The following is a 17512-nucleotide window of genomic DNA, read 5'->3' on the forward strand; positions in this document are numbered from 1 at the left end:
GAGAATTTGAGAGGAGTTTGTTTTTTGCTTTTGGCAGTACTTATAGGAGCTGAACTAACGCTTGGTATCTTGGTGGCGCCAGTCATATTTTTCCCACAAAGCATCATAGGAGATGGCGTACTTACGCATTTTATGAGCGGTCAAATGATGACAAAGATATTTTTGAAATTTAATTATATTTTGCTTTTTATAAGCATAGTTGTAATGATTAGCGAGCTATTTGATCTTAGAAAAAAGCTTATTTTTTCACTAAAATTTAGCATGTTAATGCTTGCTTTTTTAAATTTGGCTTTAGCTTTTAGCTTTGTATTTTTCTTTACGCCTTTTATAGTTTACGCTCAAAATTTGGGTGTTGACGCGACACAGACGGCTGAATTTGCCAAAATGCATAGTGCGAGTGAATATGTGATGAAAATCATGCTTGTTTTACAAATCATTTTATTTTTTGTGAAATTTAAGATTAGCCAAAATGAACGCAAAGCCTGATATTCAAGTCTTAACAAATTTTCTAGCCGAATACACGAGTGCGATGGTGAGTGCTGGCACCTACACAGCGCGTGTAGAAAAGTGCGTAGATCGCATAGCTAAACACTACGGCTACGACGTTAGCGTGACGATTTTCGTGAAGTATTTTACCATTAGCGTCATGGACTCGGCCGACAACTCCCTGCGCCGAACCTACGTTAAGAAGATCCCGATAGGGCAGGTGAGTTTTAACCGTATTTCTGAGCTTTCGTCGCTTAGTTGGCGGATTTTGGATGAAAATTTGAGCCTGGGCGAGGCCAAAGAGCAGTTTGAGGGCGTCATGCGAATAGGGGCGCATAAATTTGCAAGCTCACTTATTTTAATAAGCCTTGCAAATGCGGCTTTTTGCAAGCTTTTTGGCGGCGATGCGGGCTCGGTGGCTTGCGTGTTTTTTGCGACGCTCGTTGGCTATAGCCTTAGATTTGCGCTTGCTAAAATGGGCGTAAATTTAAAAATCCAATACGTCCTAGTGTCGTTCGTCGTCTCTTTTATCGCTTATCTTGGTGTATTTTATGGCTTTACGCACACTAGCGACGTGGCGATCGGCTCGTCGATACTCTTTTTGATGCCGGGCGTTTTTCTCATAAACTCGGTCTTTGATATCATAAACGACAACACGCTTGTAGGCATCAGCAGGGCCGTGAGCACGGGCATATTGATACTTTGCATCGCGGTGGGCGTCTATATCACGCTCTCGCTTAGCAATGCGGAGATTTTACATGTTTGAGCTTTTGACCGATACGCTCATAGACGGCGCTTTTGCCGCGGTGGCGGGGCTCGGTTTTGCCTACGCTAGCTCTCCGCCAAAAAGGACTCTTGCATTTTGTGCGCTGCTTGCGGCATTTGCGCACGCCAGCCGCTTTTGGATCATGCAGATGGGATTTTTTAACATCAGCGTAGCCACCCTTATCGTCTCATTTTTAAGCGGGATTTTAGGTATGCTCTTTGCTAAACGGCTCAAAGTGCCCGCCGAGATCATCGCATTTCCGGCACTTTTGCCGATGGTGCCTGGAGTTTACGCGTATAAGGGCATTTTGGCGCTGTTTTCGTTTCTAAACGAGCCTGATATTACCAAGAAAAACGAATACCTAATCATATTTTTCGATAACGCGATCACGACTACGACGGTCTCGCTAGCGCTTGGCGTGGGCGTTTCGGTGGTGCTTATTTTATTTTACGATCAGTCTTTAATGATAACTAGAGGTGCGAAGTGCGATCTAGCGACGAGAAAGACGCGCGAGTAATTTTAACTTTTGGCATAGAAATTTTGTATGGCTTTTTGATAGTTTTTATTATTTTTACTAGATATTTTCTCAATTTTGCCGATGTAGCTTAAAACCAAATTTTAAAAGGATTTATGATGTTAAGCGGTATCGGCGGATTTTCTAGTGTCGCTAAAAATTTTCAACTAAATGAAAAACATAGCATAAAGAGTCAAATCATATATAAAAATGAAATCTCACAGCCGGATACGGTCGAGCACAAATTTAACGAAGTTTTAGGCTATAAAGTAGGTGCGGACGGATATTTTACGTCCGAATTTAACGAAGCCGCAGGTATCCCAAAGGACTATAAAATCCACTCTGATACCTTAAAATCTCTCGTGAACGTAAATGATAAGGCTATTGCATTTAATAAAATGTTTTCAAAAATCGACATAGCAAAAACCGCCCGTAATGCATATAAAATTCTCTCCCAAGTAGCGGGCGACGAGCTACTAAACTCAAAAGAGAGCTTTACTAAAGAAGACCTTGCCAAATTTCCTCAAGGATACGAATACGAGAAATCAAGTCTAAAAGTAACTAAAGTAAATAAAAACATCTACGACTATGCGTCGGCACGTAGCGCCTTTGACGATAAGTCCGGGAAAACCAATATGGAAACGCTATTTTTTAATAGCTCATATCATGCGTTAACAACAACGCCGCAATATAAGCCGTCAACCAATATCTTTGATAACAATAACGGCGGCAAAGAGAGCGAAAACGTGAGCGTGTTTATAAATCCTCACGGCGAAAGATACGCTAACCCTGACGGTAGTATAACCAAAGGAGGCTTGATAGCAGCCGTAATAAACTCAAATTTAGACGTACGAGAGGGCGAAACTACGGTTTGGGGAAAGATGCAAGGTTATGACAAAAGCATAAGCGGCAAAGAATACAGACAAAAGCTGGACGCCTTTATTGATTCGCGAAACATCTACGGCATCAAAGGAAGCGAGCTTGACGGGCTTAGCAAGGATTACCGAGAATATGTACTAACGTTTCAAAAAATGCAAGAGTCGCTTTTACCCGGTAGCACTGCCTTAAGCGGCAACTCTAACGTTACTTCCGACGGCAAAGAATCAAAAAGCCTCTTTGAAATAATGCAAGAGGATATGAAAGAGGCGCAAAAACGCCTAGAAAAGCTAACCAGGCAAGAAAAGCTAACGCAAAAGATGCTGGATAAAAACAGAAAATACGACAAAAAGCTAGAGCAAAACGCTAGAAAAAATTTAGAAGAACTTGAGGCGATGATGAAATTTAACGCTAAGAGCGTGGATATAAAGGCTTAAAAGGATTAATATGATAAACGGCGTAAACGGATTTAACGCAAACGTAAATTATGATTTTAGTAGCGCTCACGGGCAAAATTTAAAAGCGCGCGAGGAAAAGGAGGCGGATATAATGGGGCTTTTAAGAAAATTCAGTAAAATTGGGCTTAATGTAAAAGCCTAAGGAGCGGCCTTGAAAATACGAATCTACTACGAAGATACCGATGCTGGTGGCATAGTCTACCATACAAACTACATAAAATTTTGTGAGCGAGCTAGAAGTGAAGCATTTTTTAAGGCTGGGCTAAATTTCACAAAAGAGAGCGGATATTTTGTGGTTTCGTCGCTTGAGGCTAAATTTATAGCTTCTGCTGTGCTTGGCGATGAAGTATTTGTTAGAACCAAAATTTTAGAGCTTAAAAAAGCTAGTCTTGTTTTGGAGCAAGAAATTTATAAATTTGATGACAAAAATGCCGAAAAGCTACTTTTTAGAGCGACGATTACGTTAGCCTTTATGAAAGAAGAAAAGCTTACTAAGATAAATGACGAGATAAAGAAATTTTTGGAGAATTTTAAATTTTAAATCGTGGCTAAGTTTAGAAATTTAACTTTAGCCACTTTGTGCTTTTACATCGAGCTATTTTGATCGAGCAAAATTTCTTGATTTGCTTCGTCAAAGTGGTCGCCTTTTGCGTTATAAATTTTAACTCCATATAAGACTTGAGAGTTTTCAACTCTTTCGGTAAAAATTCTATCAGCGCTTTTATCTATAAAATTTGTATATATATACTCGGCGCCAAAAGCACTTGAATAGCCGATTTGCGAATATCTAAAATCTACATCAAAAAGATCACCAAGCCCCAAAAATAAGTCGTTAACAGGATTTAATGAGTTTGCGATAAAAAGATTTTGTCTATCTCTTTGCGCGATGGCATTAAAAATATTTGGCAAAAAATTTATCTGTGTGCTTAAAAGTGCGTATGGCTTTATCTCAAAGCCTCTCATCTGCGTTGCTACAAGAGAAGCTTTGACGATTGGGATGTTTAAAAATATACTTGCATCATTAAACTTGGATTTTTTGCTTAAAGTATCATTTAAATTTATATCTTTGCCTACGATAGAGGCTTCATGATAATCGCTACTTTGCATGCGGACATATTCATTTAGCTTTTGCCCTAATGAACTACCATCATCAAATGCAACTATTTTTTCGTTCGAGTAAGCTAGCAAAGCTGAAATTTGGTCTTTATAATCAATGCCACCAAAGATCAAATTTGGTTTTGGATTTATAATAAAAGAGCTATGAACGCTTGGAATGTAGATAAGCTCATTTGATAGAACTAGCGAATTTATAATGTTTGCACCATTTGATGTAAGGGCTGCGATAAAATAATTAAAGCCTTGGGCTCTAGCCGTTTGCATAGCATTTGTAAGACTTAGTGGGCTTTCATCGTTGCTATTTATAAATTTGATCTCGATATCCGCATCTTGCTTTAAGACATAGCTTAAGACCGCATTTGATACAACATTTGCATAAGATTTTATAATCTTTTGTGGGATGATTACAGCGATTTTACCGCTTTTATTAACTTTTAAAATAGCTTCACCACCAAGAGAGATATAAAGCTCTAAAAGAGCGTTATCGTCTATTTTTGCTGGCTCAAATCTCGCCATAAAACTAGCCAGTAAATCAGACTTAATAAGCTCATTTAAGCAGGCATTATCACAAAATTCTGGTTCTAAATTTATATAAGTAATCTTTGCTGGAGGTATGCTTGATAGACTTTGATTTTTTGTAATATTACTCTCAAAGTTTATCTCATCTTGCGATGCAAAAATAGTCGAAAAAATGGCTAAAAAAAGTAAAATTTTTCTCATATCACTCCTTTGATCTTTCTTAAATCATCTATAAAAATATTTTCAAAACTAGGATTTTTGCTGATCCACTCTGGTGAAAACGTTGGTAAAATAAGGCTATTTTCATTTTTTAAAATACTACCTCTTATGCTTGAAAATCCACCTTTTAATAATAAATTTGGATATAAATGCATAAAAGCTTTTTCCCCTAAAGTCACGATTATCTTTGGTTTTATCAGCCTAATCTCTTCAAATAAATAAGGACGACAAAGCTCAATAGAACGGCTTAAAATCGGACTTTTATCATCATTTTGTGAAATTTCACACCGAAGTAGAGAACTTATATAAATTTCTTTTATATCTAAATTTAAACTTTTTTCTATGGCATTTTCTAAAAAAATTTTACTATTATTTTCATAAGAGCCACTTTTTTTAGAAAATAATATAAACATGATTTTGCTATTTTCATTGCCGATGCCAGCTGTTACGCCTTTTGAGTTATTTCGTAAAGAGCAAAGAGAACATTTTTTTATCTCACGGTTTAGCTCATCAATATTGTTGTAATCATGATAATTGCTTAGACTAAGAAAATTTTTATCAATAAACTTATAGCCAATTAGTTTTAGGAAAAATAATTTTTTTAAAAGCCTATTGTCTTTATTAAAATTCATTTTTGGATTATAACTTGATTTGCTTAAAGTTTGAGTTATGGCTTTTTAAGCTAAGTTATTCAAAGGAATTTAAGTATTGCTTTGATAAAATCCCACTTTTTATATTAACTTTAAGGATAGAAATGAAAAGGACTTATCAACCTCATAAAACCCCTAAAAAACGCACTCACGGCTTTCGCTTAAGAATGAAAACTAAAAATGGCCGAAAAGTAATAAACGCTAGACGTGCCAAAGGTAGAAAAAGATTGGCTGCTTAGCTGGTTTTGAGTCGTTAAGCGGCTCAAAAGAATTCTCTCAAGTTTATAAAGAGGCTAGCAAGTGGCATTGTGATGCTTGCATTGTTTTTTATAAACCAACAAATGAAAAAAAAATAGCAGTAGTTGCTAGTAAAAAAGTAGGAAAAGCGGTAGTTAGAAATAGAGCTAAAAGACTTTTGAGAGCCGCTTTTTTTAACATTTCTAGTGAATTAAAAGATGGCACATATATTATGATCGCAAAAAATGGAATTACAGAAATTTCATTTGAAAAAATTTGTAAAAATTTAAGTTGGTCTACAAAAAAAATGGGATGTTTAAAATGAAAAAAATTGCGATTAAAGCTATCGCTTTTTATCAAAAATATATTTCCATACTTCTACCAAAAAGCTGTCGCTATTATCCGACTTGCTCACAATACGCGATTTGGGAATTTCAAACAAATAGTTTTTTTTCTGCTTTTTTTGCAACCTTCATGCGAATTTTAAAATGTAATCAGCTTTTTAAAGGCGGTATCAACTACCCAATCATCTACAAAAAATTTAACTTATGTTTTATATCTCAAAAAAGTGATACCAGAAATGTAAATTTTTGGTTTGTCCCTTGTCAGAATAGTAAATTTTATGTCGTAAAAGTATTAGATAAATTAAAGGAAAAAAAATAAAATGGAACAGATGTCTATGCAAAAAAGGTTGCTTCTTGCAGCGCTTTTATCTATTGTTTTTTTTATAGTGTATGATTTTTTTATGCCAAAAAGGGTGATACCTGAGCAAAACCAAACTGCAATGTCTCAAACAATAGATCAAAATAAAGCTCCAAATATAAATCAAAATACACCAAAATCAAATGAAAATTTGGCTTCAAATGAGATAATCGCTACTATCAAAGGTCAAAGCTACGAAGCAAAAATAGATAAGCTAGGAAGAATTTCAAAATTCTATCTAACTGAAGAGAAGTATAAAACTGAAGATGGCAACAAAATCGAGCTTGTTTCGCAAAATCCATTGCCACTTGAGCTTAGATTTAACGATAGTACACTAAATGCCGATGCTTTTAAGGTTGCATATAGTAGTGACGCTAGCGAGATAGATGCCAGCAGCGAGCCTAAAACGATAAAACTTACTCAAAATTTAGATGGAGTTACAGTCACAAAAAATATCAAATTTTACCCAAATGGCAGATATGAAGTTGAAGTAAATTTAGGTAAAAGTGTTGATTATTTCATCACTCCTGGCTTTAGACCAAATATCGCGATAGATAGCTACACAGTTCATGGCGTTATGCTTAGAAACACGGATGATAGCCTAAACATCATAGAAGATGGTGATGCTAAAGAGGTTAAAAACTATGCAAATACCACAATAGCAGCCGCCTCTGATAGATACTATACGACGCTATTTTATTCATTTGAAAAGCCATTTAAAGTAGCTGTAGACAAAGATGCCAGCAATAATCCTATTCTTTTTGTAAAGGCAAATGATAATTTAAAATTAGGCGCATATATCGGACCAAAAGAGCATAAAATTTTAAGCTCAATGGACGAGAGACTAAATGATGTTATTGAGTATGGTTGGTTTACATTTATAGCAAAACCGATGTTTGCATTTTTAAATTTCTTGCATAACTACATTGGCAACTGGGGTTGGGCGATAGTTGTATTAACGCTTGTCATAAGGATAGTTTTATTCCCACTTACATATAAGGGCATGCTATCGATGAATAAGCTAAAAGAGCTTGCTCCAAAGGTAAAAGAGCTTCAGACAAAATATAAAGATGATAAGCAAAAAATGCAAGTTCATATGATGGAGCTTTATAAAAAGCATGGCGCAAATCCAATGGGTGGATGCTTGCCAATCTTGCTTCAGATTCCGGTATTTTTTGCGATCTACCGCGTCTTATTAAATGCGATCGAGTTAAAAGGTGCTTCTTGGATACTTTGGATACACGATCTTTCAGTAATGGATCCATATTTTGTATTGCCTATTTTGATGGGTCTAACGATGTTTTTACAGCAAAAGCTTACACCAACAACTTTTACTGATCCTATGCAAGAAAAGGTGATGAAATTTTTACCTCTTATATTTACATTTTTCTTCGTGACATTCCCAGCCGGTCTTACACTTTACTGGTTTGTAAATAACGTTTGCTCGGTTGTTCAGCAAGTGTTTGTAAATAAACTTTTTGAAAAACATAAAAAAGCTACGGAGGTAAAGGCTTAATGAAAATAGAAGCAAATACCCTTCAAGAGGCATTTCAAAAGGCAGCTGAGCAGCTTAACTGCTCAGTAACTCAGCTTGATATAAAAGTTTTACAGCATCCAAGCAGTGGTTTTTTTGGATTTTTTAAAAGAAGTGCGATCATTGAAGCAAATTTAGAAAATCAGCCAAAACCACAACATAAACCAAAAAATGATAGAAATTTTGCTAAAAAAAATGATGAGAACGAGGCTATAAAAGAAGATAAAAAGCAAGCTAAAAAACACGATCATAATGATAAAAAGCGAGGCTCTAAAAAACATAGAGATGAAAAAAGCGAAACTAAATTTGAGCAAAAAGAACATAAAAATGAAAAGTCAAATTTAAGTGAAAAAAATGAAGCTCTAGCTAAAGATGCATTTGCTCAAAAGAGTGAAGAAGAAGCTGAACCAGGATATGTGATAAAGAGACTTGATGAGCCAAAAGAAATAAAGGAGCCACAAGCTAGCAAAAATGCTCCTAAAAATATTTTAGATAATTCTATTATTGAAAATTTTAATCAAACTGATGAAGAGAGTGCGGCTCAAGCTTTGCAAAAAGAAAAAAAAGAAAAAGCAACAATCGACTTTGATAAAATTTTACCTGAGATCAAAGATGGCATGAACCGTCTTTTTAAGGCAAGTTGTTTTGATATTAGTAAAATTGAAGTTAGCAAATTTGACGATGAAACTGTGCTTATAGAGCTTGATGGAGCTGACGCGGCTCTACTTATAGGTAAAGAAGGTTATAGATATAAAGCGATATCTTACATGCTTTATAACTGGTTAAACTCAAAATACAACCTTGCTATCCGCCTTGAGATCGCACAATTTTTACAAAATCAAGAAGCGATGATGGATCAGTATCTAAATGGCGTGATCGAGCGTGTGCAAAATAGCGGTAGAGCCCAGACGAAGCCACTTGATGGGGTTTTGGTTAAGATCGCACTTGAAAAACTTCGCGAGAAATTTCCGGATAAATATGTCGGCATAAAAAGCGGCAATGACGGTAAATTTGTCGTTGTAAATGACTTTTTCAAAAAATGAGTGAGACCATTGCAGCCCTTGCCACAGCTTATGGCATCGGCTCAGTTTCTATCGTAAGGCTTAGCGGCAAGGACGCCCTAGCCATCTCTTTAAAACTCCTTAAACTTTCAAATTTAGAGCCAAGATATGCAAAACTAGCCAAAATCTACTCCCTTGATGATGAAATTTTAGATGAAAGTATTGTTATATATTTTAAAGCTCCAGCAAGCTTTACAGGCGAGGATATCGTCGAATTTCAAACTCATGGTGGCGTTATGGTGAGTGAGAGAATTTTAAACGAGCTAATAAGAGCTGGTGCTAGGCTTGCTATGCCAGGTGAGTTTAGCAAGCGAGCATTTTTAAATGGCAAGATGGATCTAGCCAAGGCCGAGGCTATGCAAGGGCTCATCACTTCAAAAAGTGAGATCGCTGCTAAAATTTTGACCCGCCAGATGCAGGGCGATCTTAGTAAATTTGTAGGCGAGATCAGAAGCGAAGTGGTCAAAACTCTTGCCTTTGTGGAGACGATGATTGACTATGCTGATGATGATTTGCCTGCAAATTTACTAGAGCAGACTAAACAGATGCTTTTAAAAAATAGTGAGAAACTAGAGCGCATAGCCACACTTAGTGAGCAAAGAAGAGGGCTAATTGATGGCTTTAAGATCGCCATCGTTGGTAAGCCAAATGTTGGCAAAAGCTCTATTTTAAACTCATTTTTGGCTTACGAGAGAGCGATTGTAAGTGATGAAGCAGGCACGACCAGAGATAGAATAGAAGAAAATTTTAAGATAGGTTCACATTTGGTTCGTATAATAGATACCGCTGGCATAAGAAAAAATGCTGGAAGGATCGAGCAAATCGGCATAAACTACTCAATCTCTGCCATAAACGAAGCTGACATTATCCTGGCTGTCTTTGACGGCTCAAATCCAAGTGATGAGCAAGACAAAGAGATAATTAATCTCGTTTCAAACTCAAACAAAAAAGCCTTTTTTATCTTAAACAAAAGCGATCTTGCATTTAAATTTGACATAGAGCTAGAGGGTGCTATCAAAATTTCAGCAAAAAATGATACGAGCATAGTTTTAAAAGAGCTTGAAGCTTATCTTAAGACACAGGATACTGATGAGATCATGCTAAGCTCAAACCGCCAAATTTTAAGCTGTAAAGAGGCTAGTGAGGCTTTAAAAAGAGCCTTTTTAAGACTCAGCGAAGAGGAGCTAGAAATTTTTGCTTATGAGCTAAATAGTGCGATAAAGGCGCTTGCAAGCATCACAAAGCCATTTGAGAGAAGTGAAATTTTAGACGAGATGTTTAGCCATTTTTGTTTAGGAAAATGATAGTTTTTTTGGTTAAAATTTTCGTTTTTTAAAGGAGATACGATGAAAATTTTACTTATAAATGGTGGTAAAAAATTTGCCCACTCAGATGGTAGACTAAATCAAACACTTCACGACCTTGCATGCGAGAAGCTCGCAAAAATGGGTCACGAGATAAAGCAAACCAAAATAGATCATGGCTATGATATAGAGGCTGAAGTCGATAAATTTATATGGATGGACGCAGTAGTTTGGCAGATGCCAGCTTGGTGGATGGGTGAGTCTTGGATAGTTAAAAAATATATCGATGAGGTCTTTACCGCAGGTCATGGCAAGCTTTATACGAGCGATGGCAGACACAGGGTCGATCCAACTAAAAACTACGGCAAGGGTGGCTTGCTAAATGGCAAGAATTTTATGCTAAGCCTTACTTGGAATGCCCCAGCTGAGGCATTTAGCGATCCAAATGAGTTTTTTGATGCGCGTGGGATTGATGGGGTTTATTATCATTTCAGAAAGGCAAATGAGTTTTTGGGCATGAAGCCACTTTCATACTTTGTCTGCTACGATGTTATCAAGATGCCAGATGTGCCAAGATATCTAAAAGAGTACGAAGCGCATCTTGAAAAAGTTTTTAAAAATACGAAATAGAAATTTAAAATAGAAACAAAACTGCAAATATAAATAAAAGTGGCAATAAAATAGCTACGAGCTAGGTTTGAAAATTTTGCCACTTTTTATTGCTATGCTAGTTAAAATAAAACACTGGCATAAATTTTAAAATGCTAATATAAAAAGGCCTTATCAAAGTAGGCAAATTTCTCTCAATAATGCTTTATTCTACTAAATTTCAAAAGGCTTTTTAGTAACTTTTTATAAGCAAGATTGTAAAATGGCTTAAAATTCTTAAAAGGTTACATCAATGGATAAAGCTACCATACAAGCACATAAAATCAGCGACGAAGAGTATGAGGAGATCTTAAAAATTTTAGGACGCGAGCCAAATTTACTAGAGCTTGGCATATTTTCAGCGATGTGGAGCGAGCACTGCAGCTACAAATCAAGCAAAAAATACCTAAACGGCTTTCCGACAAAGGCGCCTTGGGTCATCCAAGGACCTGGTGAAAATGCCGGCGTCATCGACGTTGGAGACGGGGTTGCTGCTGTGTTTAAGATGGAGAGTCACAACCATCCAAGCTTTATCGAGCCGTTTCAGGGCGCTGCAACTGGCGTTGGTGGAATTTTAAGAGATGTCTTTACGATGGGTGCAAGAGTCGTTGCAAACATGAACTCACTTCGTTTTGGCGAGATAAGAGGCGATGGCGAGCTGGCCAAAAAGCATAGATATCTACTAAAAGGAAGTGTCGCTGGCATCGGTCACTACGGCAACTGCATGGGTATCCCAACAGTTGGCGGCGAGACTACATTTGATCCTAGCTTTAATGGCAACATCCTAATCAACGCTTTTGCGCTTGGTCTTTGCAAAAGTGATGAAATTTTCTACGGCAAGGCTGAAGGTGTGGGCAACCCAGTCATTTACGTGGGCTCAAAGACCGGCAGAGACGGACTTGGTGGTGCTGTGATGGCTAGTGATAGCTTTAACGACGAGAACAAATCACTCCGTCCAACGGTGCAAGTAGGTGATCCATTTGCCGAGAAGCTGCTCATGGAGCTTGCTTGGAGCTCTTTAAAAAAGACTACATCATCGGCATCCAAGATATGGGCGCAGCAGGACTAACTAGCTCTAGCTTTGAGATGGCTGGCAGAAGTGGCAGCGGCATGAAGATGTATCTAGAGCGCGTACCGATGCGCGAAGTTGGCATGACGCCTTATGAGCTAATGCTAAGCGAGTCTCAAGAGCGTATGCTAATATGCGCCAAAAAAGGCTATGAGCAAAAGGTACTTGAAATTTTTAGAAAGTGGGACCTTGACGCTGAGATCATCGGTGAGGTCACAAGTAGTGGCGTAATGCAGCTTTACTGGCATGGCGAGCTTGCAGGTGAAATTCCTATCGGACCACTTAGCGAGGCAGCTCCGGTGCTTGATCGCCCAGTTGCACGTCCAAAATACCTTGATGAGATAGCAAATTTAAAAATCTCAAATAATATTGATAACAAAACTGCATTTTTTAAGCTTTTAAAAGAGCCAGAGGTGCTAAATAAAAGCTTTATCTACGACCAATACGACGCAAATATCCAGACAAATACGATAAAACAGCCAGGTCACTTAGGCGCTGCAAGCATCAGAGTAAAAGGCACTAAAAAGGCCGTCTCTATGGCTGCGCAGTGCGATCCTAGAGCAAATTTCGTTGATCCAAAAATCGGCGCTGCAAGAGCAGTTGCTGCAGCTGGTAGAAAGGTGGCGATGAGCGGTGCTGTCCCACTTGCGATCACTGACTGCCTAAACTACGGCAACCCGCAAAATCCAGAGGTTATGTGGCAGTTCAAAGAGGGATGTGAAGGCATAAAAGAGGCTTGCCGTGAGCTAAATACGCCAGTTGTTAGTGGCAACGTGAGCCTTTATAACGACACTGACGGCGTTAGCGTCTATCCAACGCCGGCCATCGTCACAGTTGGCGTAAACGAAGATGCAAATTTAAGCTTAAAAAGTACATTTTTAAGCGAGGGCATAGCGATCTACCTTCTTGGCGAGACAAGTGGTGAATTTGCTGCTTCACTTTATGCAAAGGCACTATTTGATGTGGTTGGTGGCAAGCTAAAAGAGGTTGATTATAAAACTGAGCGAGCCCTTTGGGACCTAGTGATAGAGGCAAATAAAGAGCAAATTTTAGAGTTTGCAAATAGCGTAGGTGTAGGCGGTCTTGCTATTACGCTAGCAAAAATGGCTAGTATTTCAAATATCGGCGTAAACTGCGAGGCGAAATTTAAAGAGTCAAATTTTATCTTTGACGAGAGCTTTTCAAGAGCAGTTGTGGGCGTGAAAGACGAGGTTAGATTTGAAGCGCTTGCTGCTAAATTTGGTGTGAAATTTGAAAAGATCGGCGTTAGTGGCGGCAGAAGATTTAAACTAAATGATATTAATGAGAGCATGGATGAGATAAAAGAAATTTATCTAAATGAGTTTGCAAAAATCGTTAGAAAAGAGGATTAAAAAATGGCTTTGAAAAAGGGCAAGGTCGCTGAGGCTGAAAATGAGCAAAAGGAAGCAGAACAAGTTGAAAAACGAGGCGTAGCAAAGCCGCCAGTACTTTTTAGTAAGACACAAAATTTAATAAAATCAATCGAAAAAAGACTAAACACTACTTTGATAACTTACTATAATTCAAACGCTGGTAGTGTTTGCGGAAACGATGCGAGTGCTATGTATGAAATTTTAAAGGGTAAAAAGATAGATACTGCTTATCTTTTTATAAAAAGTGACGGCGGAAGTGGTATTGCCGCTCTTAGGATCATCACTACGCTTAGAAATTACTGCAAAAATTTAATAGCCTTAATACCTGCAAACTGCGCCTCAGCTGCTACTATGATGGCACTTGGTGCAAATGAGATCGTCATGGGGCCACTTGCCTATCTAACGCCTGTTGATACTTCACTCAAACACGAGCTTAGTCCGACAAACAAAGGCAATGAGCTTGTGAGCGTTTCGATGGATGAACTTAGTCGTGTGGTCAAGCTTTGGAAAGAGCAAGATAAAGATAGGCCAAACGATACAAACCCTTATAACTCACTTTATGAGTATATCCATCCGCTAGTATTTGGTGCGGTTGATCGTGCTAGCTCGCTATCTCTTAAAATTTGTACCGAGCTTCTTAGGTATCACATTGAGGACGATAAAAAGATCGCAGAAATTTCTGAAAGACTAAATGGCGACTACCCAGCTCATGAATATCCAATCCTCTTTAGGGAGGCGCACGAGATCGGCCTCATGTAAAAAAGATGGATGATGATCTAAACGAGATGCTTCAAGAGCTAACGCTACTTTACTCTGAGATGGGACAGCGAGCTTTTACTGACTATGATGAAAATAGCTACCACGATAACAATATCGCAAATATTATTGAAACAAATGGCAAGCAAATTTACTATCAGATAGATAAGGACTGGTTTTATCGCCCTGAAGAGCGTCGCTGGAATGTGATGAATGACGAGAGCTCTTGGCGTAAAAACGAGCTAGTAAATGGCAAAATAAAAAATACCATCTATCACTTGTGGTAACATGTCTGGTATCTTATTTTTATTGATACTAGGCGGTGCTATATTTTTGCTGCTAAAGGTACAGTTAAGCAATAACCGCAGAAAACAAGCAAACGTAAATGAGGCCAAATTTTTAGTCTCACTCTTGGCAAAAGTGGCTAAGAGTGACGGTAGAGTAGGTGAGTTAGAAGCTAGGCTCATTAGTCAGGTGCTTGATGATCTAAGTAAAAAAGTTAGTGGCGTTAGCGGTGTGCGTGAATACCTAAAAGAGGTCTATAATAGTCAAAAAGAAAATGTAGATAACGCCTACGAAACTGCTAGAAACTATAAGCGTGCGTTTAATCTAAACTACGATACATGTGTCGCTAGACTCACATTTTTTCTAAATTTGGCTTATATTGATGGCGAGTTTAATGCAAGCGAGCAAGCTGTCATTAGAAATATCGCTTATGGATTTGGCATTGACAAAGATACACTTGATGAGATTATCTTAAAATTTGATAATTTTTATAGTTCAAGATTTAAAACAAATTCTAATACAGGTATAGAAAAAAATGATCCATTCGAGGTTTTAGGACTTAGCAAGAGTACAAATTTTGATGAGGTAAAGCTTCGTTATAAAGAGCTTGTTAGACAGTATCATCCTGATATTTTGATGGGTAGGGGAGAGAGTAAAGAGGTTATAGAGAGTTCAACCAAAAAGCTTCAAGAGATAAATGAGGCTTATGGGCGTTTGAAAGAAAAATTTGGAGTTTAGATGAAAAAATTTGCTATTTTGCTTTTGGCGGCGGTTGCCTTTTGTAAAGAGCTAAGTGTGACCGATCTTAATGGCAATGAGATCAAATTTGAACTAAAAGATAGCGCACTTTTTGAAAATGGTAAAAAAATAGGCGATTACAACAAAACAAGTAGTGTTAGTATTATTCTAGCCAGTTATAGTGGCATGGAGAGTAGTTTTAAGGCTGTAAAGACTAAAAATTTAAATGAATTTAAAGAGTATATATTTTCAGATGAAGGTGGCATAAAGGTCGTCAAATTTAGCTCAAAAAGCTCTATATGCGAGGCTTTTGGCAAAAAAGAGGCTGTAAATTTAAACGTATTAAATTCTAGCTACTTTAATGGCAGACAAATTTCAAGATATGCTTTTAGTGTTGATATCGTTTATGGCAAGTTAGAAAATTTAAATAAAAATAGCCACTTTGCAATAAAATCAAGCAATGAAAATTTAAAAAAACTTGAAAGCATAACTGAGCAAAATATCAAAAAAGATACAGCTATGGGGCTGCTTGTGCTTGAAAAAGCGATGTGTTTGGTGGAGAAATAAAATAAAATTAATCAATCTAAAGGAGAAAAAATGAGAGCGTTGCTTAGCGTTAGCGATAAAGAGGGCATTGTAGAGTTTGCAAAGGGGCTAGAAGAGCTTGGCTGGCAGATACTTTCAACTGGTGGCACCTACAAACTTTTAAAGAGTGAGGGCGTCAAAGCTACTGAAGTTAGCGAATTTACGGCGTCGCCTGAGATGTTTGAGGGTAGGGTAAAGACCCTTCATCCAAAGATACATGGTGGCATTTTGCACAAACGTGACGACGCTACACACGTGGCTCAGGCAAAAGAGCATGGCATCGAGGGGATTGACCTGGTTTGTGTAAATTTATATCCATTTAAAGAGACTACCATTAGGACCGATGACTTTGCCGAGATCATCGAAAATATCGATATCGGCGGCCCAGCTATGGTAAGAAGTGCTGCTAAAAATTTTAAAGATGTGCTTATCGTCACAAACGTGCTTGATTATGATGAAATTTTAAAGCGCTTAAGAGAAAAGAGCGATGATTTTGAGTTTAGAAGATCGCTTATGATAAAAGCTTACGAGCACACAGCGGCCTATGATAGCACGATCGCAAACTATATGAACGATAGATTTAATAGCGGTTTTGGCGATGCTAGATTTATCGTGGGAAATAAAGTTTTTGATACAAGATACGGCGAAAATCCTCACCAAAAAGGGGCGCTTTACGAGTTTAACTACTTCTTTTCAAACAACTTTAGAGCCCTAAAAGGCGAGGCAAGTTTTAATAATATGACCGATATAAATGGCGCACTAATGCTTGCAACTAGCTTTGAGGATGCGCCAGCAGTGGCTATCATCAAGCACGCCAATCCTTGTGGTTTTGCTGTAAAAGATACTTTGCTAGAGAGCTACGTGGCAGCGCTTAAGTGCGATCCTATATCAGCATATGGCGGCGTGGTCGCGATAAATGGCACGCTTGATGAGGAGCTTGCTAAAAAGATAAATGAAATTTACGTTGAAGTAATCATCGCTGCAAATGTTGATGAAGCAGCACTTAAGGTGTTTGAAGCTAAAAAACGTATCAAAATTTTCACTCAAGATAATAAATTTTTAGTCCGCGCAGATGATAAATTTGACTTTAAACATATTGATGGCGGTTTTGTATTTCAAGAAAGAGACTTTGTAAAAGATGAAGAGCTTGAAAATATGAAGCAAATGAGCAAAAAACATGCAAGCGGCAGCGAGCTAAAAGACGCTCAGATCGCGTGGAAAGTGGCTGCACTAACAAAGAGTAACTGCGTGGTTTATGTAAAAGATGGCGCGATGGTAGCTATTGGTATGGGTATGACTAGCCGTGTGGATGCTGCACGTGCCGCTGTAGCAAAGGCAAATGAACTAAAAATCGATCTAAGTGGTTGCGTACTTGCGAGTGAGGCATTCTTCCCATTTAGAGATAGTATCGACATCGCTAGTAAGGTCGGTGTAAAATGCGTCATTGAGCCAGGTGGTAGCATCAGAGATGATGAGGTGATAGAGGCTGCTGATGAGCATGGCATGTCACTATACTTCACTGGCGTTAGACACTTTTTACACTAAAATTTAGGGGCGCTTACCCCTTTCTTCACACTTTATAACTTTAATTTTCA

17 protein-coding genes and 2 pseudogenes are annotated in these 17512 nt (G+C 37.9%); 16 read left to right on the forward strand and 3 right to left on the reverse strand.

Features of this window, described 5'->3' with window-relative positions; genetic code table 11:
* The first annotated feature begins 6 nt into the window (after positions 1 to 6).
* From A3835_04130 to A3835_04150, 5 genes are all read left to right on the forward strand, one after another.
* On the forward strand, positions 7 to 486 hold the full coding sequence (locus A3835_04130; protein ORI08708.1) for a hypothetical protein: 480 nt from the start codon (positions 7 to 9) through the stop codon (positions 484 to 486).
* Positions 470 to 1252, forward strand: coding sequence for a hypothetical protein (locus A3835_04135; protein ORI08709.1), 783 nt, complete (start codon positions 470 to 472; stop codon positions 1250 to 1252). The genes A3835_04130 and A3835_04135 overlap by 17 nt, the downstream gene beginning before the upstream one ends.
* A complete protein-coding gene (locus A3835_04140; protein ID ORI08710.1) occupies positions 1245 to 1769 on the forward strand; it encodes a hypothetical protein in 525 nt (174 codons plus the stop codon). The genes A3835_04135 and A3835_04140 overlap by 8 nt, the downstream gene beginning before the upstream one ends.
* A 116-nt stretch (positions 1770 to 1885) precedes the next feature.
* The gene (locus A3835_04145; protein ID ORI08711.1) at positions 1886 to 3079 is read left to right on the forward strand and encodes a hypothetical protein; all 1194 of its coding nucleotides are present in this window, start codon (positions 1886 to 1888) and stop codon (positions 3077 to 3079) included.
* Positions 3080 to 3251: 172 nt separating this feature from the next.
* Positions 3252 to 3641 carry an acyl-CoA thioester hydrolase gene (locus A3835_04150; protein ID ORI08712.1) on the forward strand — a complete coding sequence of 130 codons (390 nt, stop codon included), beginning with the start codon at positions 3252 to 3254 and terminating at the stop codon, positions 3639 to 3641.
* A 44-nt stretch (positions 3642 to 3685) separates the two neighbouring features.
* Here the strand turns inward: A3835_04150 and A3835_04155 are convergent, their stop codons facing one another.
* Positions 3686 to 4936, reverse strand: coding sequence for a hypothetical protein (locus A3835_04155; protein ORI08713.1), 1251 nt, complete (start codon positions 4934 to 4936; stop codon positions 3686 to 3688).
* Positions 4933 to 5586 carry a uracil-DNA glycosylase gene (locus A3835_04160; protein ORI08714.1) on the reverse strand — a complete coding sequence of 218 codons (654 nt, stop codon included), beginning with the start codon at positions 5584 to 5586 and terminating at the stop codon, positions 4933 to 4935. Before A3835_04160 ends, A3835_04155 begins: the two co-directional genes overlap by 4 nt.
* Positions 5587 to 5708: 122 nt before the next feature.
* On the opposite strand from A3835_04160, the gene A3835_04165 reads away from it, so the two are divergent.
* On the forward strand, positions 5709 to 5843 hold the full coding sequence (locus A3835_04165) for a 50S ribosomal protein L34 (GenBank protein ORI08715.1): 135 nt from the start codon (positions 5709 to 5711) through the stop codon (positions 5841 to 5843).
* Between the two features lie 88 nt (positions 5844 to 5931).
* On the opposite strand, the gene A3835_04170 is transcribed toward A3835_04165, so the two are convergent.
* Positions 5932 to 6201, reverse strand: a complete 270-nt coding sequence (locus tag A3835_04170) for a hypothetical protein (protein ID ORI08716.1) — start codon at positions 6199 to 6201, stop codon at positions 5932 to 5934.
* Here A3835_04170 and A3835_04175 point away from each other — a divergent pair.
* The 10 genes and pseudogenes from A3835_04175 (at position 6163) to A3835_04220 (ending at position 17462) form a co-directional block, all read left to right on the forward strand.
* Complete coding sequence (locus tag A3835_04175; GenBank protein ORI08717.1) at positions 6163 to 6504, forward strand: membrane protein insertion efficiency factor YidD; 342 nt, start codon at positions 6163 to 6165, stop codon at positions 6502 to 6504. The genes A3835_04170 and A3835_04175 overlap by 39 nt on opposite strands.
* Position 6505: 1 nt before the next feature.
* Positions 6506 to 8059 carry a membrane protein insertase YidC gene (locus A3835_04180; GenBank protein ID ORI08718.1) on the forward strand — a complete coding sequence of 518 codons (1554 nt, stop codon included), beginning with the start codon at positions 6506 to 6508 and terminating at the stop codon, positions 8057 to 8059.
* Entirely contained in the window at positions 8059 to 9120 is a 1062-nt protein-coding gene (locus A3835_04185) for an RNA-binding protein (GenBank protein ORI08719.1), read from the forward strand. The genes A3835_04180 and A3835_04185 overlap by 1 nt, the downstream gene beginning before the upstream one ends.
* Complete coding sequence (locus A3835_04190; protein ORI08720.1) at positions 9117 to 10442, forward strand: tRNA uridine(34) 5-carboxymethylaminomethyl synthesis GTPase MnmE; 1326 nt, start codon at positions 9117 to 9119, stop codon at positions 10440 to 10442. Before A3835_04185 ends, A3835_04190 begins: the two co-directional genes overlap by 4 nt.
* A gap of 42 nt (positions 10443 to 10484) precedes the next feature.
* Positions 10485 to 11072 (forward strand): NADPH quinone reductase MdaB, encoded by a 588-nt coding sequence (locus A3835_04195; GenBank protein ID ORI08721.1) that lies wholly within the window; start codon positions 10485 to 10487, stop codon positions 11070 to 11072.
* A 271-nt stretch (positions 11073 to 11343) separates the two neighbouring features.
* Positions 11344 to 13532 (forward strand): annotated as a pseudogene (locus A3835_04200) (phosphoribosylformylglycinamidine synthase II).
* Positions 13533 to 13535: 3 nt separating this feature from the next.
* A pseudogene (locus A3835_04205) lies at positions 13536 to 14596 on the forward strand (hypothetical protein).
* Between the two features lies 1 nt (position 14597).
* Positions 14598 to 15332, forward strand: a complete 735-nt coding sequence (locus A3835_04210) for a molecular chaperone DjlA (GenBank protein ORI08722.1) — start codon at positions 14598 to 14600, stop codon at positions 15330 to 15332.
* Complete coding sequence (locus A3835_04215) at positions 15333 to 15899, forward strand: hypothetical protein (GenBank protein ORI08723.1); 567 nt, start codon at positions 15333 to 15335, stop codon at positions 15897 to 15899. It abuts the gene before it with no gap.
* 30 nt (positions 15900 to 15929) lie between these two features.
* Entirely contained in the window at positions 15930 to 17462 is a 1533-nt protein-coding gene (locus A3835_04220; protein ORI08724.1) for a bifunctional phosphoribosylaminoimidazolecarboxamide formyltransferase/inosine monophosphate cyclohydrolase, read from the forward strand.
* Positions 17463 to 17512 lie beyond the last annotated feature (50 nt).

It is taken from the genome of Campylobacter concisus, from assembly GCA_002092835.1.
Classification (GTDB): Bacteria; Campylobacterota; Campylobacteria; order Campylobacterales; family Campylobacteraceae; genus Campylobacter_A; species Campylobacter_A concisus_K.